The sequence below is a fragment of the Erwinia sp. INIA01 genome (genome assembly GCF_025947915.1).
GTDB lineage: Bacteria > Pseudomonadota > Gammaproteobacteria > Enterobacterales > Enterobacteriaceae > Erwinia > Erwinia coffeiphila.
In genome coordinates, this window is record NZ_JAPDNC010000003.1 from 162,492 (window position 1) to 185,695 (window position 23,204).

Sequence of the window (23,204 nt, forward strand, 5' to 3'; positions counted from 1 at the left end):
AAACGAAACGAGATTAATTAGCGCATCACAAGATGACAATTTCGGAATCTTTAAAATGTGTTAGCGAGCACGTTTTAAAATGTAACAGACCGAAATATTTTACCCATTTTGCCTAACCGGAAACGAGGTTACCCCATTACAACGCCCATGGCGAGGGGTTTTAAGTACTTTTTTATAGGTTTTTTTGATGTGAAATAACCAGATACGCATTTGGTTAGAGAACGGACAATAATGGAGGTTTTAGCGTGCCAGACAGCACAGCTTTGTGACAGAAGGCATAGCGGCTGCGAGATTAGGAATAATCTCAAAGAATGACAGTTGGTTACCTTGTCGATCTCACCTGCCTGGACATAATGAAATGTTCTGAGTGATTTACTACGTTAGCGTGCTAATTGATTTCTAATCCGCATTAAAGATAAGAAAAATATTTATCCTTAATGCGGAATGTACTGCAGGTTTATAAGGGGAATTACCTGGCCGGTTTATATTTACCCGGTAAATGACGGTAGAGCCAGTTCACCAGATAGTCGCTGGCCGGCGTCATTAGCCACCAGCTCATTCCCACCAGCACCACGGAAAGGGAGCCGACGGCAATGTCGGTAAACCAGTGGGCGCCAATCATCACGCGCGGCATTGCAAACACCAGTACGATCAGCACCGCCACGGCAAACGCGCGGTGGCTGAAATAGCGCAGCATAAAGCAGGCGAAAATAATCAGCATCATGCCGTGGTCGCCGGGGAAACTGTCCGCTGACGAGTCTTTAGTCGGAATACCGGTCAGCTGCGAGACATGATGCACGTCCGGGAAGTATTTCGTCGGGCTGGCATGTGAAACCGGGATCAGATGGCCGAGCTGGTTCAGGCCCACGGCGGTAATCAGCATGGTGATGCCGATGGCCAGCATTCGGCGGCGGCCCTGCGGCGTTTCACGACGCCAGAAGTGCAGATACAGACCACCCATCGCCAACAGAGAGACACCGTCAAATGCGCGGAAGTTGGTGATGGCTACCAGCCACAGCAGGGGTTTACTGGTCACCATGCGGTCGTTGAACCAGTAGAAAATCCCTTTATCGATGGCAAACCACTGGCCGTGGCCTGCGGGAAGATACCAGGAGAAAAAGAGGATTAACCCCAGCGCATTGAGTAAAAGGATGGTCAGTAAGCGTTTAGTCGTCATAAATACCAGAGTGTCATTAGCTAAGTCGCGGCGTAGATTATCCCTGATAGTGTAAACGAAGTTTCAACAAAGAAGTTTGCAAACTGTTCCAATCCGCGCGCGCATCGTCGATAAGTTCGATGCGACTGTCCGGGGGCTCGGTGCTGCGGGTCTCAATATGGAAGTCTGCACCCTGACGATTAATGCTGACCATACCTTCCGCAATCCGCATGACGCCTTTCACCCGGGAAACCGGTGCCAGCCTTGCCCACTCCAGCAGGCCGATGGTATCAAACACCGTATCGCCGTTGAAAACCCAGCCGCAGGCATAGTATCCCTGGCCCTCATTCAGCGCTCGCCGCCACGGCATGTTGTCGTCAGGCTTGAGTGCCGACAGCCGCGATGGTGCGGTGCTGTGATGATGATGGGCGGGATGGGGTAATTCGCGCAGATTGCGGCGTGGGGTGTCCAGCAGCGCCGCATCAATCTCGCCGTGCTGGGTGGTAACCAGCGTGCGGCCGGAGGCTGACTGCTGCTGGAAGTTCAGCAGCGCCTGGCGGCTGGCGTCGTCCCAGCGATCCTGTTTATTAGCAATAATGATGTCGGCAGCGGCCAGCTGGTCACGGAAGTTTTCATTATCCACCACCCGTTCATCCAGCAGCTGGCGCGGATCGAGCAGGCAGAGCGTGGCGCGCAGATCGATCCAGGGTTCGTACACGCTGGCCGATAGCATATCGAGGATCTGTTTCGGATGACCCAGACCGGTAGGTTCAATCAGCAGCCGATCCGGTTTTGACTGCTTCAGCAGCATATTCAGTCCGACCTGCATGGGCAGCCCGTTTACACAGCACATACAGCCGCCGGGGATCTCTTTCAGCACGGCACCGGTTTCTGCCAGCAGCGCACCATCAATACCTACTTCGCCAAATTCGTTGACCAGTACCGCCCACTTTTCACCGTCGGGTTTATTCGCCAGTAAATGCCGCAGCGTGGTGGTTTTTCCGCTGCCAAGAAAGCCGGTGATCAAATTTACCCGGGTCATCATTGCTCCAGTTAATGCGTTTTCTTTTTGTTATAACATAACAAAAAGGGCGATGTCATTGCACATCGCCCTTGTCCGGCAGAACTAGTCTGCGCGGCTCATATAACGACGCTCGGGAATATGAATGCGGATCTTGTCACCGTTGCTGAGGTATTCCGGTACCTGGATAACCAGACCGGTGCTCATCGTTGCTGGCTTAGTACGGGCGCTGGCAGAGGCACCTTTAATACCCGGCGTGGTTTCAACAATTTCCATATCCACGGTCTGCGGCAGCTCAAGCGCCAGGATCTGGCCATCCATCGTCAGCACCTGGATACCTGGAATGCCGCCTTCCGGCAGGAACAGCAGTTCGTCTTCGATCTGATCCTGCTTGAAGTTGTACGGGGTGTAATCTTCGTCATCCATAAAGACGTATTCGTCACCGTCTATATAAGAGAAGGTGACCTGGCGGCGGCTGAGGGAAATCGTGTCGAGGATGTCATCGCCTTTGAAGCGCTCTTCAACCTTCAGCCCGGTGCGTACATCCGTGAAGCGCATTTTGTACAGCGTGGACGCACCGCGTGCGCTTGGGCTTTGCACATCAATGTCTTTTACCAACAGCAGTTTGCCGTTGTAGCTGATGGCCATACCTTTTTTGATTTCATTCGCTCTTGGCATAAAACGGATCTCACGTGGAAGAGAGGAAAATTTATCGCGACAAGGTACTCGCGCCCGGGCTTTCAGGCAAGATCTGCCTGCATGGCTAAGCGGAAAAAAGCGGGAATTGTAATCATGAGGATATCCCGAGCGTCGGTGGTTTACAGCGGATAAGGCCACACTTCACGATATAATCTGACATTCGCGACATTCTGTATCGTAACGAAAGGGCTTCTGCTAATGTGGCGCCCTGTAACTTAGCGTAGAGATTATCTGATGGAATGCCGTATTGATTGTGGAGCCTGCTGTATTGCGCCTTCCATCTCCAGTCCGATCCCGGGCATGCCCAACGGCAAGCCGGCCAACACCCGCTGTATTCAGCTTAACGATCGCAATTTGTGCAATATTTTTGGCTCGCCGCTGCGACCGAAGGTGTGCGGTGGATTACAGCCTTCGCGGGATATGTGCGGCACCAGCAGCCTTGACGCGATGACCTATCTGGTGAATCTGGAAGCCGCAACGGCACCTTAGGTTCAACTTTGAGATTGGCAGAGCCACTTTGCTTAACAATAAATTGGAACTTAACACGTCCGCTCGTAAGGCGAATGTGTGATCGCACAATGCCAGATTTCAAACATTTTTTAGCATCTACATTCGATAAAATTGAGCCTTCCAATTTGAGTTGGAGCGTTAGCAATCTGATGTTTCAGTAACGCTAACTTTACTGATTTTGATAATTTACTCTGCAAAGTTCGACCAGGTACACTTTCCCTGTGGATATTTATAACAACATGAGGGAAAGAAAATGGCTATACCCGCTTATCTATGGCTTAAAGATGACGGTGGTGCAGCAATAAAAGGATCTGTTGACGTTCAAGGGCGTGAGGGAAGCATTGAAATCACAGGGTTTTCCCATAATCTCAGTATACCCACTGATGGAATGACAGGTAAGATCACTGGCACCCGAAGACATTCTGCTGTTCTCATCCAAAAGGAATTTGATTCCTCATCGCCTTACCTCTACAAAGCTGTCGCTACTGGCCAGACACTGAAATCAGCAGAGTTCAAATGGTATCGTATCGATTACTCTGGTCAGGAAGCAGAATATTTCAACATTTTACTTGAAGGAGTGAAGGTTGTTGGTGTTTCGCCGGTGATGCACGATACCAAAGACGCTGCTAAAGAGAAGCATAATCACCTTGAGTGCGTAGAGCTTCGTTATGAAAAAATTACCTGGAAACATTGTGACGGCAATATTATTTTTTCTGATGCCTGGAATGAGAGGGCTCAGGCATGAGATACCCAACATTAGCAGCCTCACCTCACCCGCCATTCGATGTGTCTTCGTTTTCTCCGCCCGGCGTCAGCATCATAAAAAACATGATGATGGCTCGATTCCATCGCGGTCCCTCAGCACTGACTTATGCCTGGTTCTACAAGCAGGTAAGAGGGCATGGCCCTTGGGATTACAAAAACCAGTGCGGCAGGCAGTATGCTAACTTTGGTAATTTCCACTATGGCGCAGTAGGTCAGGCAGCAGGAATTTCGGAAGAAGTGCTGCTAAGGGCGGCTGGATGGGCGCAAAGCCGCGCAGGAACGAGTAAACCCGCGTTTGGTGATTGGTATCTTACTTCACCGTATGGGGATGATCCAGACGATCAGGCGTGGATTAGAATGGGAATAGACTATGCAAAACGCTCGGGTTTTTAAGAAACCATATCTGCTATTTATTCTGATGATATTTGTCATCGTCGGGATTTACCAAACGCTGCACGTCTCACCGCTCGATCAGCGGGTTATCAACAAAGTACACATTAATAGCCTGGCTAATTTATATATCACAGAGGCGAGTGCAGGTGCCACGACCGGCTTTTCATACCGTTTCTATCTCTATGATGCAGCGAAAAGTGATAAAGAGTTTGCAACAAGCCTGGAAGGCGATATTCAGCCTTTCATGATAACTACGGATAAAGACGCATTAAAGAAGGTTGAGAACGATGCGATCTATCTGTCGATAAAAGGCACCATTTATAATTTTCAGAGCCCAGCTTCTTATGTGGTGCGGGATTCGATCTTTTCGGTTCCTATCTATCTCAACTCCGCACCGTTCTAAGATATTAGCCGGCTTTCTTACCGGCTCTTTTCGACAAAACTATGACGTTTACCCCGTGTTCTCTAATGGATTCTTCAGGCCATCAAACCTCTGCTTAACCTCTCTTCAGCACTTTTCCCGATAAATCCCCCTGCTTTCAGCACCCCTTCAGCTAAAGCCATAGCGCCGGGGGTTTTCTGTGACAAATCTCAACAAAATGTGCGGACCGTCAAAAATCTGCTATGCCGTTTGCAGTAAAACTTGCCACAACACATCAATAACGACCACAATCCTTGAAACGTTTCAGCGTTGTCTCCGCAGGTTGTTTGCTCAGGGATAGCGCTTTTTTTCTCAAATTAGCTGAAACGATTCAAATTCAGCAGCGAGGAGAACCATGTTCCAGTTAGAACTCAACGCCATTAAGCCCGGTGCGCAGGCGTCCGACAAACAAGATGCCATTCGTCAGGTTGCCGCAGCGCTGACCGCTGCCGGTAACGTGGGCGAAGGCTACGTTAACGGTATGCTGGCCCGTGAGCAGCAGACCTCTACTTACCTGGGTAACGGTATTGCCATCCCGCACGGCACCACCGATACACGCGATCTGGTCCTGAAAACCGGCGTGCAGGTGTTCCAGTTCCCGCAGGGCATTGCCTGGGGCGACGATCAGACTGCCTACGTGGTCATCGGTATCGCCGCCAAATCAGATGAGCACCTTGCGCTGCTGCGTCAGCTGACTCACGTCCTGAGTGATGACAGCGTGGCTGAACAGCTGAAAACCACCGATTCAGCGGAAACGCTGCGCAGCCTGCTGATGGGCGAAAAGCAGGGCGCTGAGTTCAAATTCGATACCTCGCTGATTGCCACCGACGTGGCCGCCAGCGATCTGATGACCCTTCAGGCGCTGAACGCCGGTCGTCTGCAGCAGGCTGGCGCGGTTGATGCGTCCTTCGTGAGCAGCGTCATCGGCGCGAAGCCGCTGAATCTGGGGCAGGGCATCTGGCTCAGCGACAGCACCACCGGTAACCTGGGTAGCGGCGTGGCCGTCAGCCGTGCCGCTGCACCGATCGACGTCAATGATGAAAGCGCTTCGCTGCTGATCACCGTGGCCGTCGCCGACGACCAGCCGCTGACCGTGCTGAACTACCTGAGCGATCTGCTGATTGCCCAGAAAGCTGAACGTCTGCTGAAGGCCGATGCGGCGGGTATCCTCGCGCTGCTGACCAGCGAAGTGTCCGAACAGGCTGACGTACTGACCGAAGAGTTCACCATTCGTAACGAACATGGCCTGCATGCCCGTCCGGGCACCGCGCTGGTCAGCGTAATCAAGCAGTTCAACTGCGACGTAACCGTCACCAACCTCGACGGCAGCGGCAAACCGGCTAACGGCCGCAGCCTGATGAAGGTTGTGGCGCTGGGCGTGAAAAAAGGCCATCGCCTGCGCTTTACCGCCAGCGGTGAAGATGCGCGCGCCGCGCTGGACGCGATTGGTGAAGCCATCGCCGCCGGTCTGGGCGAGGGGGCAGCATGAGCAGACGCGTTGCCACTATTACCCTGAACCCGGCTTACGATCTGGTGGGTTACACCCCAGAAATCGAACGCGGTGAAGTAAACCTGGTGAAAACCACCGGGCTGCACGCGGCCGGTAAAGGGATTAACGTTGCTAAGGTGCTGAAAGATCTGGGCATCGACGTGACCGTCGGCGGCTTCCTCGGCAAAGAAAACCAGGACGGCTTCCAGCATCTGTTCAGCGACCTCGGCATTGCCAACCGCTTCCAGGTGGTTGAAGGCCGTACCCGCATTAACGTTAAGCTGACCGAGAAAGGCGGCGATGTTACCGACCTGAACTTCTCCGGTTTTGAAGTCACCGGACAGGACTGGGATCGCTTCACCGCGGATTCTCTGACCTGGCTGGGCCAGTTCGACATGGTCTGCGTCAGCGGCAGCCTGCCTGCGGGCGTCGATCCTGAAGCCTTTACCGAGTGGATGACCACGTTACGCACTCACTGCCCGTGCATCATCTTCGACAGCAGCCGCGAGGCGCTGGTTGCCGGTCTGAAAGCCGCGCCGTGGCTGGTGAAACCTAACCGCCGCGAGCTGGAAATCTGGGCTGGCCGTAAGTTACCGACATTACAAGATGTGATTGAAGCAGCACATTTGCTGCGTGAGCAGGGCATCGCTCACGTGGTGATCTCACTCGGTGCCGAAGGGGCGCTGTGGGTGAATGCTTCAGGCGAATGGATTGCAAAACCACCTGCCTGTGAAGTTGTCAGCACCGTGGGTGCCGGTGATTCAATGGTTGGCGGGCTGATCTACGGCCTGCTGATGCGCGAATCCAGCGAGCACACTCTGCGTCTTGCAACCGCCGTGGCGGCAATGGCCGTCAGCCAGAGCAATGTGGGCGTTACCGATCGTACCCAGTTGGCCGCAATGATGGCGCGTGTCGACCTACAACCTTTCCATAATTAACAGCAGGAGACGCATAATGAAAACGCTGCTGATCATAGATTCTTCGCTGGGGCTGGCAACGGGCTATCTGGCAAAAAACATCACTACCGCCGCTGCGGCAAGTGCCGGACTGACGCTGACCGATAACCCGGCAGAAGCAGACCAGGTCATTGTTGCCGGTAAAAATATTCCGGCCGACAGCACGCTGAACGGTAAAGCTATTTATCTGGCGGATATCGAACAGCTGCTGCGCCAGCCTGCCGACGTGCTGGCGAAAGCGCAGACCGATGCCCAGCCGTACCAGGCACCGGTTTCCGTAGCGAAAGCGGCTGCGCCTGCCGCTGGCCCGAAACGTATTGTAGCGGTGACCGCCTGCCCGACCGGCGTAGCACACACCTTTATGGCGGCGGAAGCCATCGACACCGAAGCGAAAAAACGCGGCTGGTGGGTGAAGGTTGAAACCCGTGGTTCCGTTGGTGCAGGCAATGCCATCACTCCGGAAGAGGTCGCGGCGGCCGATCTGGTTATCGTTGCGGCGGACATCGAAGTGGACCTGGCCAAGTTTGCCGGCAAGCCAATGTATCGTACCTCTACTGGTCTGGCGCTGAAGAAAACCGCGCAGGAGCTGGATAAAGCCGTGGCGGAAGCCAAGCCTTATCAGCCGCAGGGCGGTCAGGCTTCATCCCAGAGTGAAGACAAGAAAGAGAAAACCGGGGCTTACCGTCACCTGCTGACCGGCGTGTCTTACATGCTGCCGATGGTGGTTGCCGGTGGTCTGAGCATCGCGCTGTCGTTCGCGTTCGGTATCACCGCGTTTAAAGAGCAGGGCACGCTGGCTGCGGCACTGATGCAGATTGGTGGCGGCAGCGCATTTGCGCTGATGGTGCCGGTACTGGCAGGCTTTATCGCCTTCTCCATTGCTGACCGTCCGGGTCTGACTCCGGGTCTGATTGGCGGTATGATCGCCACCAGCATCAACGCAGGCTTCCTCGGCGGTATTATTGCTGGTTTCATTGCCGGTTATGCGGCGAAGTTCCTCAGTCAGAAGGTGAAGCTGCCAACCAGTATGGAAGCACTGAAGCCGATTCTGATTATTCCGCTGGTCGCCAGTCTGATCACCGGTCTGCTGATGATCTACGTGGTGGGCAAACCGGTTGCCGGTATCATGTCCGGCCTGACTTCCTGGCTGGCTAACATGGGTACGGCGAACGCGGTACTGCTGGGTGCGGTTCTGGGTGGCATGATGTGTACTGATATGGGTGGCCCGGTGAACAAAGTGGCTTACGCGTTCGGTGTGGGTCTGCTCAGCTCATCAACCTACGGACCGATGGCGGCGATTATGGCGGCCGGTATGGTGCCACCGCTGGCAATGGGTCTGGCGACGATTGTTGCACGTAAAAAGTTCAACAAAGGTCAGCAGGAAGGCGGTAAAGCTGCGCTGGTTCTGGGTCTGTGCTTTATCTCTGAAGGTGCGATTCCGTTTGCGGCCCGCGATCCAATGCGCGTACTGCCATGCTGTATCGTGGGTGGTGCGGTAACCGGCGCTATCTCCATGGCGATTGGTGCCAAACTGATGGCACCGCACGGCGGCCTGTTTGTTCTGCTGATCCCGGGTGCAATCACTCCGGTACTGGGTTACCTGATGGCGATTATCGTCGGTACGCTGGTGGCAGGTCTGGCTTACGCGGTGCTGAAGCGCCCGGAAGTGGAAACGGCGAAAGCGTAATCTCCAGTCGGGCCGGGTAATACGCCTGGCCCCGATAGCAAAACGGCCTCGCTACTGCGGGGCCGTTTTTTTACGTCTGACTTCTACGTCTGCGTTTTTACTTCTGCTCTGACTTCAGCCAGGCAATTTCATCCTTCCAGATTTCCGGATCGATGGTTTCCAGAATCATTGGAATACCGTCAAATCGCGCATCTTTCATCAGCCAGCTAAATACCGTCTTACCGATATTACCCTCGCCGAGGCTGTGATGGCGGTCAACGCGGCTGTTAAACTCGCTCTTCGCATCGTTCAGGTGCATCCCTCGCAGGTAGCGGAAGCCGACAATCCGCTCAAACTCCTCGAAGGTTTTCACGCACTCTTCTTCGGTACGCAGATCGTAACCGCCGGCAAAAGCGTGGCAGGTATCGATGCAGACGCCGACGCGGGACTTATCCTCCACGCCATCGATAATCGCCGCCAGGTGCTCAAAGCGGAAGCCAAGATTACTGCCCTGGCCAGCGGTGTTTTCGATCACCGCCGTAACGCCCTCGGTCTGGTCGAGTACGATATTGATCGACTCTGCGATACGCTTCAGGCACTCGTCTTCACTAATCTGTTGAAGATGGCTGCCGGGATGGAAGTTCAGCAGCGTCAGACCCAGCTGCTGGCAGCGGGTGACTTCATCAAGGAAGGCTGCGCGTGATTTTTCAAGGGCTTCCTCAACCGGATGCCCAAGGTTAATCAGATAGCTGTCGTGTGGCAGGATCTGGCCGGGGCCGTAGTTGTATTGCTCACAGGCGCTGCGAAAGGCGGCAATCCCCTCGTCCGTCAGCGGTGCCGCGCGCCACTGGCGCTGATTTTTGGTGAACAGCGCAAAGGCAGTTGCTTCCAGTTCAAAGGCGCGTTTAACTGCCTGATCCACGCCGCCCGCTGCGCTGACGTGAGCACCGATAAATTTCATGCCGTTCTCCTGTTAATGGCCTGGGTCATTCCCGGCTATGATAACCGGAAACGCGGCCAGATTATGCCATCAAATGGTCGGCAAGCAGGTTAATCGCACCGCCGCCCACAATCAGCCAGATAAACAGCAGCAGGCCCAGCAGCAGCGGCCGCAGCCCGGCACGTTTCAAATGGTCAAAGCGGGTGGTGACGCCCAGTGCAGCCATTGCCATCGCCAGCATCACGTTATCCAACTGATTAATGGTGCCGATCATCTCTTGCGGTAGCAGATGCAAAGAATTGAACAGGGCAACAGCGATAAACAACAGGGCAAACCACGGAAAGCTCACCTTTGGCTTCTGAATACCGTGGTCAGAGGCGGGACGCAGACGTCGGATCTGCCAGCTGAGGAGCACCAGGAAGGGAGCCAGCATCATCACCCGCAGCATTTTAGCAATCACAGCCGTATTTTCCGCCTGCGTACCGAGGGTATGCCCGGTGGCAACAACCTGTGCCACTTCATGCAGGGTGGAGCCGATAAAAATGCCGTAGCTTTCTGCGGTAACCGACGGGAACAGTGCTGCTGCCAGCGGGTACAATAAAGGATAAAGAAAGATAGCCAGGGTGCCGAACAGGACCACGGTGGCAACGGCGACGGTGACTTTGGCCGGATCGGCTTTTACCACCGGCTCGGTTGCCAGAATCGCTGCCGCGCCGCAGATGCTGCTACCCGCACCGATAAGCCAGACGGTTTCGCGATCGAGATCAAAAACTTTGCGTCCCAGCCAGCAGGCAAGGAAAAACGTCGAGCTGAGAACCAGCATATCAATCACAATACCGCTGATGCCTACGTCGGCAATTTGCTGGAAGGTCAGACGAAAACCGTACAGAACGATCCCCACACGCAAAAGTTTTTGTTTGGCGAAAGCCACCCCATCGTTACAGGGCCGGGTAATATAGGGATAAACCGTATTGCCGATAAGGATACCGAAGACAATAGCCAGCGTCAGTGCGCCCAGCCCCAGTCCTGAAAGCTGCGGGTTGCTCCCGGCGGCGATCGCCAGGGTGGCAATCCCTGCCACCAGCGCCAGTCCGGGTATAAACTTAACGGGAGCAGGGAGCGGTTTGGTGTAAGTCATGTCGGTCATATCGGTTTCTCCTTAAAAGCCACGTCGATCATGTAAGAATTCGGCTTAAAAGAGAAATTGATAATATTTTTATTATAAACCACTATTAGTGTTAAGCGGCGTCGGCGGAGGGCTGGAATCGCGGCACGTTTTGCAAGGCTGTATCTTTATATTAAGGAAGCATTATGCACATCACTTTACGCCAGCTGGAAGTCTTTACCGAGGTACTCAAAAGCGGGTCAACAACCCAGGCCTCTCTGGTGTTGGCCTTGTCCCAGTCCGCGGTCAGTGCCGCGCTGGCCGATCTTGAAGGCCAGCTTGACGTTAAGCTTTTCGATCGCGTTGGCAAACGGCTGGTGATCAATGAGCACGGACGCCTGCTGTATCCGCGTGCGGTTGGCCTGCTGGAGCAGGCGCAGGAGATCGAACAGCTATTTCGTGAAGACAATGGCTCCCTGCGCATTGCCGCCAGCAGCACCATCGGCAACTACCTGCTGCCGGGGATGATCGCCCACTACCGTCGTGATTTTCCATTATTGCCGCTTGAACTTAGCGTGGGGAACAGCCAGAAGGTGATCAATGACGTCGCTGATTTCCGTGTTGATATCGGGCTGATTGAGGGGCCATGCCACATGCCCGAGTTGATTACCGAACCGTGGATGGGAGATGAGCTGGTGGTGTTTGCTGCGCCGGGTGCGGATATTCTGAGCCATCCGGTGACGCTGCAAAGCCTGGCGGCGGCACCGTGGATCTTACGCGAACAGGGCTCCGGGACCCGCGAAATCGTCGACTATCTGCTGCTTTCCCACCTGCCGCAGTTCGACCTGGCGCTAGAATTGGGTAATTCCGAGGCGATTAAAAATGCGGTGCGGCACGGAATGGGCATCAGCTGTCTGTCACGCCGGACCATTGCCGAACAGCTGGAGCTGGGAACGCTGGTGGAAGTCCCGCTGCCGCTGCCGAAGCTGAAACGCACCCTGTACCGGATCTGCCACCGGCAGAAGCATGTATCAAAAGCCCTGAGCCGTTTTCTCAGCTACTGCAAAGAGTAACAGGTAGTTGTCATTGCTGGTGCGGCGGGAAAACCGTCGCAGCGTTGCCGTTGTCATCACGTCTTATTCTAATGATCGCCGGACGATCATGAAGCTAACTTATAACGTCGCGTTATCGCTATACGCTCCCCGGTAGTTTGTTACAATCGCGCCTCATTTTAGAAAAGCACAGCGATTAAACATGGATCATGACATAAAAACAACACAACAGCCTGGGTTAAGGCGTGAACTCAAAGCTCGTCACTTAACGATGATCGCCATTGGCGGTTCAATTGGTACCGGTCTCTTCGTCGCTTCAGGTGCGACCATCTCTCAGGCGGGACCGGGCGGAGCACTGCTTTCCTACGCGCTGATTGGCCTGATGGTCTACTTCCTGATGACCAGCCTTGGTGAGCTTGCCGCGTATATGCCGGTATCCGGCTCATTCTCCACCTACGGTGCAAAATACGTAGAAGAAGGCTTCGGATTCGCGCTCGGCTGGAACTACTGGTACAACTGGGCGGTGACTATCGCCGTTGACCTGGTGGCCTCGCAGCTGGTGATGAGCTGGTGGTTCCCGGACACCCCGGGGTGGATCTGGAGTGCCTTATTCCTCTGTGTGATCTTCCTGCTTAACTATATTTCGGTGAAAGGCTTCGGTGAGGCGGAATACTGGTTCTCGCTGATTAAAGTCGCTACCGTGATTATCTTTATTATTGTCGGCGTCGCGATGATCGTCGGCATTCTGCGCGGCGGCGAAAGCGCCGGCTGGCATAACTGGCAGATTGGCGATGCGCCGTTCGCCGGGGGCTTCGCGGCGATGATCGGCGTGGCGATGATTGTCGGTTTCTCCTTCCAAGGAACCGAGCTTATCGGTATTGCTGCGGGTGAATCTGAAGATCCGGGTAAAAATATCCCGCGTGCGGTGCGTCAGGTGTTCTGGCGTATCCTGCTGTTCTACGTCTTTGCGATTCTGGTGATCAGCCTGATCATCCCGTACACCGATCCAAGCCTGCTGCGTAACGATGTTAAAGATATCAGCGTCAGCCCGTTCACCCTGGTCTTCCAGCATGCAGGCCTGCTGTCGGCGGCGGCGGTGATGAATGCGGTGATCCTGACGGCGGTGCTGTCGGCGGGTAACTCCGGCATGTACGCCTCCACGCGTATGCTCTACGCGCTGGCCTGTGAAGGCAAAGCGCCGCGCATTTTCAGCAAGCTGTCGAAGGGGGGGGTACCGCGTAACGCGCTGTACGCGACCACCGTGATTGCGGGTCTGTGCTTCCTGACCTCAATCTTTGGTAATCAGACCGTGTATCTGTGGCTGCTGAATACCTCCGGGATGACCGGGTTTATCGCCTGGCTGGGAATTGCCATCAGCCACTATCGCTTCCGTAAGGGCTACGTCGCCCAGGGCCGCGATGTGGCAGACTTGCCTTACCGTTCCGGTTTCTTCCCGCTGGGGCCGATTTTCGCCTTCGTGCTGTGCCTGATCATCACTCTGGGCCAGAACTATCAGGCGTTCCTTGCCGATAAGATTGACTGGTACGGTGCGGCAGCAACCTATATCGGGATTCCACTGTTCCTGATTATCTGGTTCGGCTATAAACTGACGCGCAAGACGCGGTTTGTGAAATACAGCGAGATGGAATTTCCCAAATTAGATAAGTGATATTGCTGAATATCTTCAAAGGCGCGAATTCCGCGCCTTTTTTATCTCCCACGCGCGGGTACAAATATTATTGATAAGTATTATCATTAGCTTTATTTTTCCCTCCATAATTTCTACAATCTTGCCTTTCTCCCGGCCAGGGAACGATCCGGGGCTTTCCCGAACAGGTATTGAAGATGAGTGTGACCCACGATCCCGAAAAGTTATCCGAAGTAACGCCGCCCGACAGTGCAATGGGGCGCTATCATCGGGTACTGAAGCATCGCTTTCTGATGATGGGGGTGCTGTTTCTGGCGATTGTTGCCTCATTAATCCTTGATTTTACCCTTGGCCCGTCCGGCCTGACGCTGCACGCGCTGTGGCAAACTCTGCTTTCCCCTGAATCCGTCGATGCCGGCACCCGAGTGATCGTCTGGGATATCCGCCTGCCGTATGCGCTGATGGCAGTGGTTGTGGGCCTTGCGCTGGGGCTGGCCGGTGCCGAAATGCAGACCATCCTGAATAACCCGTTGGCCAGTCCGTTTACCCTTGGCGTTTCTTCCGCCGCCGCTTTTGGTGCCGCGCTGGCGATTGTGCTGGGCATTGGTATTCCCGGCATTCCCGATCAGTGGTTCATCTCCGCCAACGCCTTTGTCTTCGCGCTGTTTGCCGCACTGATGTTGGATGCGGTCACCCGCTGGACCAAAGTCGCCACCTCTGGCGTGGTGCTGTTCGGTATCGCGCTGGTGTTTACCTTTAACGCGCTGGTGTCGATGATGCAGTTTATCGCCAGCGAAGACACCCTGCAGGGGCTGGTGTTCTGGACCATGGGCAGCCTGGCGCGCGCTTCATGGGACAAGCTGGGTGTGCTGTGCCTGGCGCTGCTGATTCTGGTGCCGCTGTCGTTGCTCAGTTCGTGGAAGCTGACGGCGCTGCGCCTCGGTGAAGATCGCGCAGTCAGCTTCGGCATTGACGTGCGCCGCCTGCGTCTGGCAACCCTGCTGCGCATCAGTATTCTCTCCGCGCTGTCGGTGGCCTTCGTCGGGCCAATCGGCTTTATCGGCTTGGTGGCACCGCACATCGCGCGCATGATTTTCGGTGAAGATCACCGCTTCTATCTACCCGCCAGTGCGCTGACCGGTGCGCTGGTGCTGTCGATGGCTTCCGTCGTCTCGAAGAACATTATCCCCGGGGTGATCATTCCGGTTGGCATCGTCACCTCGCTGGTCGGCGTGCCGTTCTTCCTGAGTATTATTCTGCGCCATCGGGGGAATATCTGATGCAGGGACTGAAAATCAGCGGTTTCAACGCCGGCTATCCAAAGCGCCAGATCATTACCAACCTCAACGTGCCTCTTTTGCCACGCGGAAAAATTACCGTGCTGCTGGGGCCGAACGGCTGCGGTAAGTCAACGCTACTGCGTTCGCTGGCGGGCCTGAACCGCGCAAAAGGTGAAATGTGGCTTAACGGTGAAGAGCTGATGACGCTGCCGTTTGCCCAGCGCGCCAGCCGCGTAGTGTATCTGCCGCAGTCGCTGCCTGCCGGGGTGCATCTGCACGTGCTTGAGTCGATTATCGTTGCCCAGCGGGCTTCCGGCGGGCGCAGCAGTGCGGCCAGTGAAGCCGAAGTGATGGAGCTGCTGGAGCAGTTGGGCATTGCACATCTGGCGATGAGCTATCTGGACCAGCTTTCCGGCGGGCAGAAGCAGCTGGTTGGCCTGGCACAATCGCTGATCCGCCGCCCTGGCCTGCTGCTGCTTGATGAGCCGCTCAGCGCACTGGATTTAAATTATCAGTTCCACGTGATGGAGCTGGTGCGCCGTGAAACGGAGAAGCGAAATATCGTCACCGTCGTGGTGGTCCACGATATCAATATCGCCCTGCGCCACGGCCAGCACGTGTTGATGCTGCAAAACGGTGAACTGATTGCTGATGGTTTACCGGAAGACGTGATTACGCCGGAGAGTCTTGCGCGCGTGTACGGCGTTCGTGGTCGAATTGAACGCTGTACGTTGGGAACGCCGCAGGTATTAATCGATGGATTAGTTGAAGCACCCTCTTTTTAGTTCTGGCAAGTGCGTGCCGGGGCCCGTCCAGCCCCGGAAATTTACCGCGCAGGACAAGCGTCAATTAACCGGAATATAACCGGAAAATCGAGCGGATAAACTCCGCCGATTAAGACTATTACGGTATTTGCCGTAATCATTTTTGCTGTTACTGCTTTGCATTCATGGAGAAAGTTATGTTTAGGTTGAACCCTGTTATGCGCGGGGGCCTCTGCGCGTCTGCTATTATTTTATCCTTCCCGCTGCTGGCTGAAGACGTTGAAGTTGAAGAAGCGAAACAACGTGAACAGCAAATGGTGGTGACCGCTTCGGCAACCGAAGTGAATCTGAAAGATGCACCCGCCAGTATCAGCGTGATCACCGCCGAAGATATTCAGCGCCGTCCGGTGCAGAATCTGCGCGATGTACTGCGCGATGTTCCTGGCGTACAGCTGACCAACGAGGGCGATAACCGTAAAGGCGTCAGCCTGCGCGGCCTCAACAGCAGCTATACGCTGATCCTGGTTGACGGCAAGCGCGTTAACTCGCGTAATGCCGCCTTCCGCCACAACGACTTCGACCTTAACTGGATACCGGCAGATGCCATTGAGCGCATCGAAGTGGTTCGCGGGCCGATGTCATCGCTGTACGGTTCCGATGCGCTGGGTGGCGTGGTGAATATTATTACCCGTAAAGTCGGCAAAGCCTGGCACGGTACGCTAAGCGCCGACACCACGGTGCAGGAACACCGCGATCGCGGCGACAGCTACAACGGCGGTTTCTTCACCAGCGGTCCGCTGATTGACGATCTGCTGGGTGTGAAGGTGTACGGCAATCTCGGCAAGCGCGAAAAAGACAAACAGCAGCACTCAGATACCGCTGCCAACGGCCTGTCGCCGCGCATTGAGGGTTACACCAACCGCAACACCAACGTGGAATTCGCGCTGACCCCGACCAAAGAGCAGGATATCAGCCTCGGCTACGGCTTTGACCGCCAGGACCGTGATTCCGATTCGCTGGATAAAAACCGCATTGAGCGCCAGAACTATTCTCTTGGCCATAACGGCCGCTGGGACTGGGGCAACACCGAACTGCGCTTCTACGGCGATCGCGTGGAAAACTACAACAGCAGCGCCGGTAATGCGGTAGCGAGAAACAACTCGCTGGACGGTAAGCTGGTTCTGCCGCTGGCGGACATCAATCAGATGCTGACCTTCGGCGGTGAAGTGCGCCACGATAAGCTGGAAGACAGCGGCACCCTGAAAGGCAGCGGCAAAACCTCGGCCAGCCAGTACGCGCTGTTTGTGGAAGACGAGTGGCGGATTATTGAATCGCTGGCGCTGACCACCGGCGTGCGTATGGACGATCACCAGACCTTCGGCGATCACTGGAGCCCGCGCGCCTACCTGGTGTATAACGCCACCGATACTATCACCGTGAAGGGCGGCTGGGCCAACGCCTTTAAAGCGCCTTCACTGCTGCAGCTGAGCCCGGACTGGCAGAGCGGTTCCTGCCGCGGCAGCTGTACCATTGTCGGCAGCAAAGAGCTGAAGCCGGAAACCAGCGAAAGCTTTGAGCTGGGCCTGTATTACGCCGGGGAAGAAGGGCTGCTGGAGGGCGTGACCGGCAGCGTGACCGCCTTCCAGAACAACGTTGACGATATGATCGATATTGCCCGTACCGCTAACGTTGGCCTGGCACCGAGCTATCCGAACTATGTTGATATCGTCGACGGTAAGCCGGTGTTCCGCTACTACAACGTGAACAAGGCGCGCATTACCGGTGTGGAAACCGAAATGACGGTGCCGTTTAACGACCAGTGGAAGCTGACGCTGAACTACACCTATACCGACGGACGTAACCTGAGCGGCGGTGGCAATAAACCGCTGCAGGAGCTGCCGCTGCACACCGCCAACAGTACCCTGGACTGGAAGCCGCTGCAGGACTGGTCATTCTTCCTGCAGGCTAACTACTCCGGCCAGCGCCGTTCGCTGACCGCAGACGGCCCGACGCCGGGCGGTTACGTGCTGTGGAATACCGGGGGAGCCTGGCAGGCGACCAAAGCGGTCAAGCTGCGAGCCGGGGTGATGAACCTGGGTGATAAAGACCTGAACCGCGACGACTACACCTTCAACGAAGACGGTCGTCGTTACTTTGCCGCGGTAGATTACTCCTTCTAATCCCCGCCGGGGCCAGCGGTGCAAGCCGCTGGCCCCAAACTGTCTACTACACCAGCAAATACTTCGCGTGAAAGCGTAAATGATCTTCCACAAAGCTGCTGATAAAAAAGTAGCTGTGGTCATAGCCCGGCTGCACGCGCACGGTCAGCGGGAAATCCACTTCGCGGGCAATCTCCTCCAGACGTTCAGGCCGTAGCTGATCGGCAAGGAACTGATCGCTGTCGCCCTGATCGATGAGCACCGGCAGCTGGTTAGCGCTGTTGCGCATCAGCCAGCAGCTGTCGTACTCCTTCCAGCTTTCCACATCATCGCCCAGATAGGCGCGAAACGCTTTCTGTCCCCACGGCACTTCCAGCGGATTGACGATCGGTGCAAAGGCGGAGGCCGAACTGAAGCGGCCCGGGTTGCGTAGTGCAATGGTCAGCGCACCGTGGCCGCCCATCGAGTGCCCCATAATCGCCTGACGATCGCTGACGCTGAAGTTACCGGCAACCAGCGCCGGCAGCTCGCTGTTGATGTAGTCGTACATCTTAAAATTGGCCGACCACGGCGCTTCGGTAGCGTTAAGGTAGAAACCCGCCCCCTGGCCGAGATCGTAACCTTCGTCGTTGGCCACGCCTTCGCCGCGCGGGCTGGTATCCGGCATCACCAGCACCAGACCCAGCTCGGCCGCTACGCGCTGTGCGCCGGACTTCACGCTAAAGTTTTCATCGGTGCAGGTTAAACCGGCAAGGCACCAGACCACCGGCGGCGGCGTGCCGTCTTTCGGGCCGGGTAAGAAGATGCTGAAGGTCATGCTGCAGTTCAGGCTGCTGGACAGATGGCGGTAGCGCTGCTGCCAGCCGCCGTACAGCCGGTGTTCTTCAAGTAGCTCCAGAGTGGATGGCATGTATCCTCCTGATGTTGTCTGTCGTCGTTCAGAATCAGGCCCGCCGGAGCAGGCCCGTCTCTGACTATAGCTTACCGTTGCCCGGCTATTATTTATTGAAGTGCACCACGGAGCGGATCGATTTGCCGGAGTGCATCAGCTCGAACGCCTCGTTGATGTCTTCCAGCGGCATGGTGTGGGTAATAAAGTCGTTCAGCTGGAACTCGCCGTTCATATAGCGATCGACAATGCCCGGCAGCTGCGAGCGGCCCTTCACGCCGCCGAACGCGGAACCACGCCACACGCGGCCGGTCACCAGCTGGAACGGACGGGTGGCAATTTCTTCGCCCGCACCGGCCACGCCGATAATCACCGATTCGCCCCAGCCTTTGTGGCAGCACTCCAGCGCGGAACGCATGACGTTAACGTTGCCGATGCACTCAAAGGAGAAGTCGACGCCGCCGTCGGTCATCTCAACGATCACTTCCTGAATAGGTTTATCGAAATCTTTCGGGTTGATCAGATCGGTAGCGCCCAGCTTGGTGGCCAGATCGAACTTGCTGGTGTTGATATCCACGCCGATGATGCGACCGGCTTTCGCCATCTTCGCACCGATAATCGCCGACAGGCCAATGCCGCCCAGGCCGAAGATCGCCACGGTGTCGCCTTCTTTTACTTTTGCGGTATTCAGCACGGCACCCATACCGGTGGTTACGCCACAGCCCAGCAGGCAGACTTCTTCCAGCGGGGCTTCTTTGCTGATTTTAGCCAGTGAGATTTCCGGCACTACGGTGTACTCGGAGAAGGTAGAGGTGCCCATATAGTGGAAGATAGGCTGACCGTCTTTAAAGAAGCGGGTGGTTCCGTCCGGCATCAGACCTTTACCCTGGGTGGCGCGGATCGCCTGGCAGAGGTTGGTCTTGCCGGACAGACAGAATTTACATTTGCCGCATTCCGGCGTGTACAGCGGGATCACGTGATCGCCCACGGCAACGCTGGTCACGCCTTCGCCCACGGCTTCAACAATACCGCCGCCTTCGTGGCCCAGCACCGCCGGGAACACGCCCTCAGGATCTTTACCCGACAGGGTATAGGCGTCGGTATGGCACACGCCGGTGGCGGTGATGCGCACCAGCACTTCGCCTTTCTGCGGCGGCATCAGATCCAGTTCTTCAATCTTCAGCGGCTCACCGGCGGCCCAGGCTACGGCGGCACGTGTTTTAATCATCTGCATTTTATGCTCCTGTCAGTTACTCCGATCCGGCGGTTTCCGGTCGTGAGCAGGGTGTTTAAGGTTAAGAGAGGGTGATAAGCCCGGTCAGTCGCTAGACTTATTATCAAACTGTTCAATAATCAGGTACTTCAGCGCTTCAACATTCGGCGTGAAGGCATCACGCCGCCACACCAGCCGCGTGTCGGTATCGCGGAATTCCGCCGACAGCGGATGCTGGCGCACGCGTTCATGGCCCGGCAGCAGCGTCAGCACGCCTTCCGGCAGCATCGCGATACCGCCGCCGCTGGCGACGCAGGCCAGCATCGCGTGATAAGAGGGAATATCCATCACCGGTCCGTGCTGCACGCCATCGGCAAGAAACCAGTTTTCAAAACGCTGGCGGTAAGAGCAGCTGGGGCGAAAGGTAAACAGCGTGGCACCGGCCGCGTCCGCCGGGCCGGCGATTGGCGAATGCTCAAGGCTGGAGATCAGCACCATCCGCTCGGAAAAGGCCACGCAGCTGTTCAACTCGTCCATATTGACCGGTCCGTCGGAGAGGGCGGCGGCCAGCGTGCCCGCGCGCACCTGCTCGAGGATCTCGCCGGAGGTGCCGGTGGTCAGCGACAGGGTGACGTTTTTATAACGCTGATGAAATTCAGCCAGCAGCGAGGGCAGGCGGCTGGCGGCGGTGCTCTCCATCGAGCCCAGCGCAAAGTGCCCGGCGGGTTCACCGCTGTGGGCCATCGCCATCGCTTCGGCGCTGAGTGCCAGAATACGCTGCGCGTAGCAGAGAAAGTTATGCCCCATCGGCGACAGCCGCAGGCGCTGCTTTTCGCGAATAAACAGGTCCGTGCCGAGTTCCTCTTCCAGCTGGCGCAGGCGAGTGGTGAGGTTAGAGGGTACGCGGTTAAGCTGTTCCGCCGCGCGAACAACCGAGCCGCTGTCGGCAACGGCGCAGAACATTTTAAGCTGGGTCAGGTCCATATTCTTTTTTCGTAAGCAACTTTGTGTGAATTATTCACTTTTTGAGAGTTTACCGATCGCATAGACTACTGGCAATGAAAATCGGGCATGGGAGAACAAAATGGCAGTGCGTGTGGCATTCAGCGCGTTTCTGGCGCTGGTGGTAGCAATGGGGATCGGGCGTTTCGCCTTTACCCCGCAGGTTCCTTTAATGATAGACGATCGTCAGCTGTCGCTGACCAGCGCCGGGGTGGTTGCCGCCTTAAACTACCTCGGCTATCTGTTTGGCTCCTGGGACGCGATGCGCGCCACCCGGCGAGTGGAGTGGCGACTTCAGGCGGGAATTTGGGGCGCGGTGGCGCTGACGCTGCTTTCCGCCTGCATTGCAGGGCCGTGGTGGCACGGCGTGGTGCGTTTTCTTATCGGCTGGGCCAGCGGCTGGGCGATGGTTCTTATCGCCGCGTGGAGTAATGAACAGCTGCATCACTACGGGCGCCCGGCGCTCAGCGCGGCGGTGTATGCCGGGCCGGGCACCGGAATTTTCCTCAGCGGAATGATGGCGGTGCTGCTGCATCAGTGGCAGATCGGTGCCGCCATGGCCTGGCTGGCCTACGGCGTGATGGCGCTGCTGCTGGTTCTGCTGATTGCCCGCAACCTGCCGCGCAGCGGCCAGCTGCATCGTCCTGACACCGCGCCGGAGCCGCTGAAGCTGACCGCCGGTCTGAAAAAGCTGGTCTGGAGCTACAGCCTGGCGGGGTTCGGCTATATCCTGCCGGCGACGTTCCTGTCAGAGATGGCAGCGGCGCGCTTTCCGGGCAGCGCCTTCGCCCAATTCGCCTGGCCGGTGTTCGGCGGCGCGGCGGTAGTGGGCATTATCGCGGGGATTCTGACCCGCCGTTACGGCCACAGCAACCGGCGGCTGGCATACGTACTGGTATTGCAGGCCGTCGGTGTATTCGCGTCCGATTTACTGCCGGGGATCGGGGGGCTGGTGCTGGGCGCGGTGCTGGTCGGCGGCGGTTTCCTCTGCGTGGTGCAGCTGTCCCTGCAGTACGGTCGCGAACTGGCACCGCGGCATACCCGCTATCTGGCCGGGCTGCTGACCACCGGCTATGCCCTCGGCCAGCTGGTGGGGCCGCTACTGTCGGCTATATCCACCGCGCTGGTCGGGCGGCTGGAACCGGCGCTGTACGTGGCGGGGGTGGCGCTGCTGGTGGCCGCTGCGCTGGTCTGGCGGCGCGATGCGGCGGCTGAATGAAACAGTTTCATCGACAATTAAATTGATTCACTGGATCGCGCGCCGATTGTATTACAAAATACCGCCTCAGAAATTTCGCCGGGCCCGTTGCGCCCGGCTGGTCACCTGCTGGAGAAGAAAATCACATGGCGACGTTGAGTCAGGAAGCCGCACTTGTTCATGAAGCACTGCTTGCTCGTGGGCTGGAAACCCCGCTACGCGCTCCCGTGCGTGAAATGGATGACGAAACCCGCAGACAGCTGATTGCCGGCCATATGACCGAAATTATGCAGCTGCTGAACCTCGATCTGGATGATGACAGCCTGCGCGAAACCCCGCAGCGTATTGCCAAAATGTACGTGAATGAAGTGTTTTCCGGCCTGGATTACGCCAACTTCCCGAAAATTACCGTGATCGAAAATAAAATGAAGGTTGATGAAATGGTGACGGTGCGTGATATCACGCTGACCAGCACCTGCGAGCATCACTTCGTGATTATCGACGGTAAGGCAACCGTGGCCTATATCCCGAAAGATAAAGTGATTGGCCTGTCGAAGATCAACCGCATCGTGCAGTTCTTCTCTTCGCGCCCACAGGTGCAGGAACGACTGACGCAGCAGATCCTCGTGGCGCTGCAAACGCTGCTCGGCACCAACAACGTGGCGGTGTCCATCGACGCGGTGCACTACTGCGTGAAGGCGCGCGGCATTCGCGATGCCACCAGCGCCACCACCACGACCTCCCTGGGCGGGCTGTTCAAGTCCAGCCAGAATACCCGGCAGGAGTTCCTGCGTGCGGTACGTCACAGTTGATTGACAGCCTGAGGCGACATCCTGCACTGTAGGGGCAGGCCGGTTTTGCCGGTCTGCCCGTTGTCG

At 56.3% G+C, this 23,204-nt stretch carries 22 protein-coding genes; 14 read left to right on the forward strand and 8 right to left on the reverse strand.

Annotated features, from left to right (window positions below):
* Positions 1 to 469 precede the first annotated feature (469 nt).
* The 3 genes from OMR58_RS06365 to yeiP form a co-directional block, all read right to left on the reverse strand.
* Positions 470 to 1,177 carry a phosphatase PAP2 family protein gene (locus tag OMR58_RS06365; protein WP_264545480.1) on the reverse strand — a complete coding sequence of 236 codons (708 nt, stop codon included), beginning with the start codon at positions 1,175 to 1,177 and terminating at the stop codon, positions 470 to 472.
* 37 nt (positions 1,178 to 1,214) lie between these two features.
* Entirely contained in the window at positions 1,215 to 2,198 is a 984-nt protein-coding gene (locus OMR58_RS06370) for a CobW family GTP-binding protein (protein WP_200561353.1), read from the reverse strand.
* Positions 2,199 to 2,282: 84 nt separating this feature from the next.
* Positions 2,283 to 2,855 carry an elongation factor P-like protein YeiP gene (gene yeiP / locus OMR58_RS06375; RefSeq protein ID WP_105591333.1) on the reverse strand — a complete coding sequence of 191 codons (573 nt, stop codon included), beginning with the start codon at positions 2,853 to 2,855 and terminating at the stop codon, positions 2,283 to 2,285.
* 255 nt (positions 2,856 to 3,110) lie between these two features.
* On the opposite strand from yeiP, the gene OMR58_RS06380 reads away from it, so the two are divergent.
* The 7 genes from OMR58_RS06380 (at position 3,111) to fruA (ending at position 9,097) form a co-directional block, all read left to right on the forward strand.
* Positions 3,111 to 3,365, forward strand: coding sequence for a YkgJ family cysteine cluster protein (locus tag OMR58_RS06380; RefSeq protein ID WP_105591334.1), 255 nt, complete (start codon positions 3,111 to 3,113; stop codon positions 3,363 to 3,365).
* A gap of 274 nt (positions 3,366 to 3,639) precedes the next feature.
* A complete protein-coding gene (locus OMR58_RS06385) occupies positions 3,640 to 4,131 on the forward strand; it encodes an Hcp family type VI secretion system effector (RefSeq protein WP_264545481.1) in 492 nt (163 codons plus the stop codon).
* Positions 4,128 to 4,544: a polymorphic toxin type 44 domain-containing protein gene (locus tag OMR58_RS06390; protein ID WP_200561293.1), complete on the forward strand. Its 417-nt coding sequence runs from the start codon at positions 4,128 to 4,130 to the stop codon at positions 4,542 to 4,544. The genes OMR58_RS06385 and OMR58_RS06390 overlap by 4 nt, the downstream gene beginning before the upstream one ends.
* Complete coding sequence (locus tag OMR58_RS06395; RefSeq protein ID WP_264545482.1) at positions 4,522 to 4,947, forward strand: hypothetical protein; 426 nt, start codon at positions 4,522 to 4,524, stop codon at positions 4,945 to 4,947. Before OMR58_RS06390 ends, OMR58_RS06395 begins: the two co-directional genes overlap by 23 nt.
* A 373-nt stretch (positions 4,948 to 5,320) precedes the next feature.
* On the forward strand, positions 5,321 to 6,454 hold the full coding sequence (gene fruB, locus OMR58_RS06400; protein ID WP_264545483.1) for a fused PTS fructose transporter subunit IIA/HPr protein: 1,134 nt from the start codon (positions 5,321 to 5,323) through the stop codon (positions 6,452 to 6,454).
* The gene (gene fruK / locus OMR58_RS06405) at positions 6,451 to 7,392 is read left to right on the forward strand and encodes a 1-phosphofructokinase (RefSeq protein ID WP_105591336.1); all 942 of its coding nucleotides are present in this window, start codon (positions 6,451 to 6,453) and stop codon (positions 7,390 to 7,392) included. Before fruB ends, fruK begins: the two co-directional genes overlap by 4 nt.
* A gap of 16 nt (positions 7,393 to 7,408) precedes the next feature.
* Positions 7,409 to 9,097, forward strand: coding sequence for a PTS fructose transporter subunit IIBC (fruA, locus tag OMR58_RS06410; protein WP_264545484.1), 1,689 nt, complete (start codon positions 7,409 to 7,411; stop codon positions 9,095 to 9,097).
* Between the two features lie 97 nt (positions 9,098 to 9,194).
* Here the strand turns inward: fruA and nfo are convergent, their stop codons facing one another.
* Positions 9,195 to 10,037 (reverse strand): deoxyribonuclease IV, encoded by an 843-nt coding sequence (gene nfo, locus OMR58_RS06415; RefSeq protein ID WP_200561302.1) that lies wholly within the window; start codon positions 10,035 to 10,037, stop codon positions 9,195 to 9,197.
* Between the two features lie 61 nt (positions 10,038 to 10,098).
* A complete protein-coding gene (locus OMR58_RS06420) occupies positions 10,099 to 11,163 on the reverse strand; it encodes a YeiH family putative sulfate export transporter (RefSeq protein ID WP_264545485.1) in 1,065 nt (354 codons plus the stop codon).
* Positions 11,164 to 11,327: 164 nt separating this feature from the next.
* On the opposite strand from OMR58_RS06420, the gene yieE reads away from it, so the two are divergent.
* The 5 genes from yieE to cirA all read left to right on the forward strand — a co-directional run bounded on the left by yieE (position 11,328) and on the right by cirA (position 18,045).
* Entirely contained in the window at positions 11,328 to 12,194 is an 867-nt protein-coding gene (gene yieE / locus OMR58_RS06425) for a DNA-binding transcriptional regulator YeiE (RefSeq protein ID WP_264545486.1), read from the forward strand.
* Positions 12,195 to 12,375: 181 nt separating this feature from the next.
* The gene (locus tag OMR58_RS06430; RefSeq protein ID WP_200561306.1) at positions 12,376 to 13,842 is read left to right on the forward strand and encodes an amino acid permease; all 1,467 of its coding nucleotides are present in this window, start codon (positions 12,376 to 12,378) and stop codon (positions 13,840 to 13,842) included.
* Positions 13,843 to 14,018: 176 nt separating this feature from the next.
* Positions 14,019 to 15,101 (forward strand): FecCD family ABC transporter permease, encoded by a 1,083-nt coding sequence (locus OMR58_RS06435; RefSeq protein ID WP_264545487.1) that lies wholly within the window; start codon positions 14,019 to 14,021, stop codon positions 15,099 to 15,101.
* Positions 15,101 to 15,886 (forward strand): ABC transporter ATP-binding protein, encoded by a 786-nt coding sequence (locus OMR58_RS06440; RefSeq protein ID WP_172606542.1) that lies wholly within the window; start codon positions 15,101 to 15,103, stop codon positions 15,884 to 15,886. Before OMR58_RS06435 ends, OMR58_RS06440 begins: the two co-directional genes overlap by 1 nt.
* A 176-nt stretch (positions 15,887 to 16,062) precedes the next feature.
* Complete coding sequence (gene cirA / locus OMR58_RS06445; RefSeq protein ID WP_264545488.1) at positions 16,063 to 18,045, forward strand: catecholate siderophore receptor CirA; 1,983 nt, start codon at positions 16,063 to 16,065, stop codon at positions 18,043 to 18,045.
* Between the two features lie 46 nt (positions 18,046 to 18,091).
* Here the strand turns inward: cirA and fghA are convergent, their stop codons facing one another.
* The 3 genes from fghA to ptrR form a co-directional block, all read right to left on the reverse strand.
* The gene (gene fghA, locus OMR58_RS06450) at positions 18,092 to 18,934 is read right to left on the reverse strand and encodes an S-formylglutathione hydrolase (RefSeq protein WP_105591345.1); all 843 of its coding nucleotides are present in this window, start codon (positions 18,932 to 18,934) and stop codon (positions 18,092 to 18,094) included.
* 88 nt (positions 18,935 to 19,022) lie between these two features.
* Positions 19,023 to 20,147 carry an S-(hydroxymethyl)glutathione dehydrogenase/class III alcohol dehydrogenase gene (locus OMR58_RS06455; protein ID WP_105591346.1) on the reverse strand — a complete coding sequence of 375 codons (1,125 nt, stop codon included), beginning with the start codon at positions 20,145 to 20,147 and terminating at the stop codon, positions 19,023 to 19,025.
* An 84-nt stretch (positions 20,148 to 20,231) separates the two neighbouring features.
* On the reverse strand, positions 20,232 to 21,110 hold the full coding sequence (gene ptrR, locus OMR58_RS06460) for a putrescine utilization regulator PtrR (protein ID WP_264545489.1): 879 nt from the start codon (positions 21,108 to 21,110) through the stop codon (positions 20,232 to 20,234).
* Between the two features lie 100 nt (positions 21,111 to 21,210).
* Here ptrR and OMR58_RS06465 point away from each other — a divergent pair, with 100 nt between their 5' ends.
* Positions 21,211 to 22,347, forward strand: coding sequence for an MFS transporter (locus OMR58_RS06465; protein ID WP_264545490.1), 1,137 nt, complete (start codon positions 21,211 to 21,213; stop codon positions 22,345 to 22,347).
* Positions 22,348 to 22,472: 125 nt separating this feature from the next.
* Entirely contained in the window at positions 22,473 to 23,138 is a 666-nt protein-coding gene (gene folE / locus OMR58_RS06470; protein WP_105591349.1) for a GTP cyclohydrolase I FolE, read from the forward strand.
* The last annotated feature ends 66 nt before the right edge of the window (positions 23,139 to 23,204 follow it).

Coding starts and splice junctions, on each gene's coding strand:
- OMR58_RS06455 (WP_105591346.1), bottom strand. CDS start 20,147: ATGCAGATGATTAAAACACGTGCCGCCGTAGCCTGGGCCGCCGGTGAG.
- OMR58_RS06435 (WP_264545487.1), top strand. CDS start 14,019: ATGAGTGTGACCCACGATCCCGAAAAGTTATCCGAAGTAACGCCGCCC.
- OMR58_RS06465 (WP_264545490.1), top strand. CDS start 21,211: ATGGCAGTGCGTGTGGCATTCAGCGCGTTTCTGGCGCTGGTGGTAGCA.
- fruB (WP_264545483.1), top strand. CDS start 5,321: ATGTTCCAGTTAGAACTCAACGCCATTAAGCCCGGTGCGCAGGCGTCC.
- OMR58_RS06380 (WP_105591334.1), top strand. CDS start 3,111: ATGGAATGCCGTATTGATTGTGGAGCCTGCTGTATTGCGCCTTCCATC.
- OMR58_RS06365 (WP_264545480.1), bottom strand. CDS start 1,177: ATGACGACTAAACGCTTACTGACCATCCTTTTACTCAATGCGCTGGGG.
- fruA (WP_264545484.1), top strand. CDS start 7,409: ATGAAAACGCTGCTGATCATAGATTCTTCGCTGGGGCTGGCAACGGGC.
- nfo (WP_200561302.1), bottom strand. CDS start 10,037: ATGAAATTTATCGGTGCTCACGTCAGCGCAGCGGGCGGCGTGGATCAG.
- OMR58_RS06385 (WP_264545481.1), top strand. CDS start 3,640: ATGGCTATACCCGCTTATCTATGGCTTAAAGATGACGGTGGTGCAGCA.
- fruK (WP_105591336.1), top strand. CDS start 6,451: ATGAGCAGACGCGTTGCCACTATTACCCTGAACCCGGCTTACGATCTG.
- folE (WP_105591349.1), top strand. CDS start 22,473: ATGGCGACGTTGAGTCAGGAAGCCGCACTTGTTCATGAAGCACTGCTT.
- OMR58_RS06390 (WP_200561293.1), top strand. CDS start 4,128: ATGAGATACCCAACATTAGCAGCCTCACCTCACCCGCCATTCGATGTG.
- cirA (WP_264545488.1), top strand. CDS start 16,063: ATGTTTAGGTTGAACCCTGTTATGCGCGGGGGCCTCTGCGCGTCTGCT.
- OMR58_RS06395 (WP_264545482.1), top strand. CDS start 4,522: ATGCAAAACGCTCGGGTTTTTAAGAAACCATATCTGCTATTTATTCTG.
- yeiP (WP_105591333.1), bottom strand. CDS start 2,855: ATGCCAAGAGCGAATGAAATCAAAAAAGGTATGGCCATCAGCTACAAC.
- ptrR (WP_264545489.1), bottom strand. CDS start 21,110: ATGGACCTGACCCAGCTTAAAATGTTCTGCGCCGTTGCCGACAGCGGC.
- OMR58_RS06420 (WP_264545485.1), bottom strand. CDS start 11,163: ATGACCGACATGACTTACACCAAACCGCTCCCTGCTCCCGTTAAGTTT.
- yieE (WP_264545486.1), top strand. CDS start 11,328: ATGCACATCACTTTACGCCAGCTGGAAGTCTTTACCGAGGTACTCAAA.
- OMR58_RS06370 (WP_200561353.1), bottom strand. CDS start 2,198: ATGACCCGGGTAAATTTGATCACCGGCTTTCTTGGCAGCGGAAAAACC.
- fghA (WP_105591345.1), bottom strand. CDS start 18,934: ATGCCATCCACTCTGGAGCTACTTGAAGAACACCGGCTGTACGGCGGC.
- OMR58_RS06440 (WP_172606542.1), top strand. CDS start 15,101: ATGCAGGGACTGAAAATCAGCGGTTTCAACGCCGGCTATCCAAAGCGC.
- OMR58_RS06430 (WP_200561306.1), top strand. CDS start 12,376: ATGGATCATGACATAAAAACAACACAACAGCCTGGGTTAAGGCGTGAA.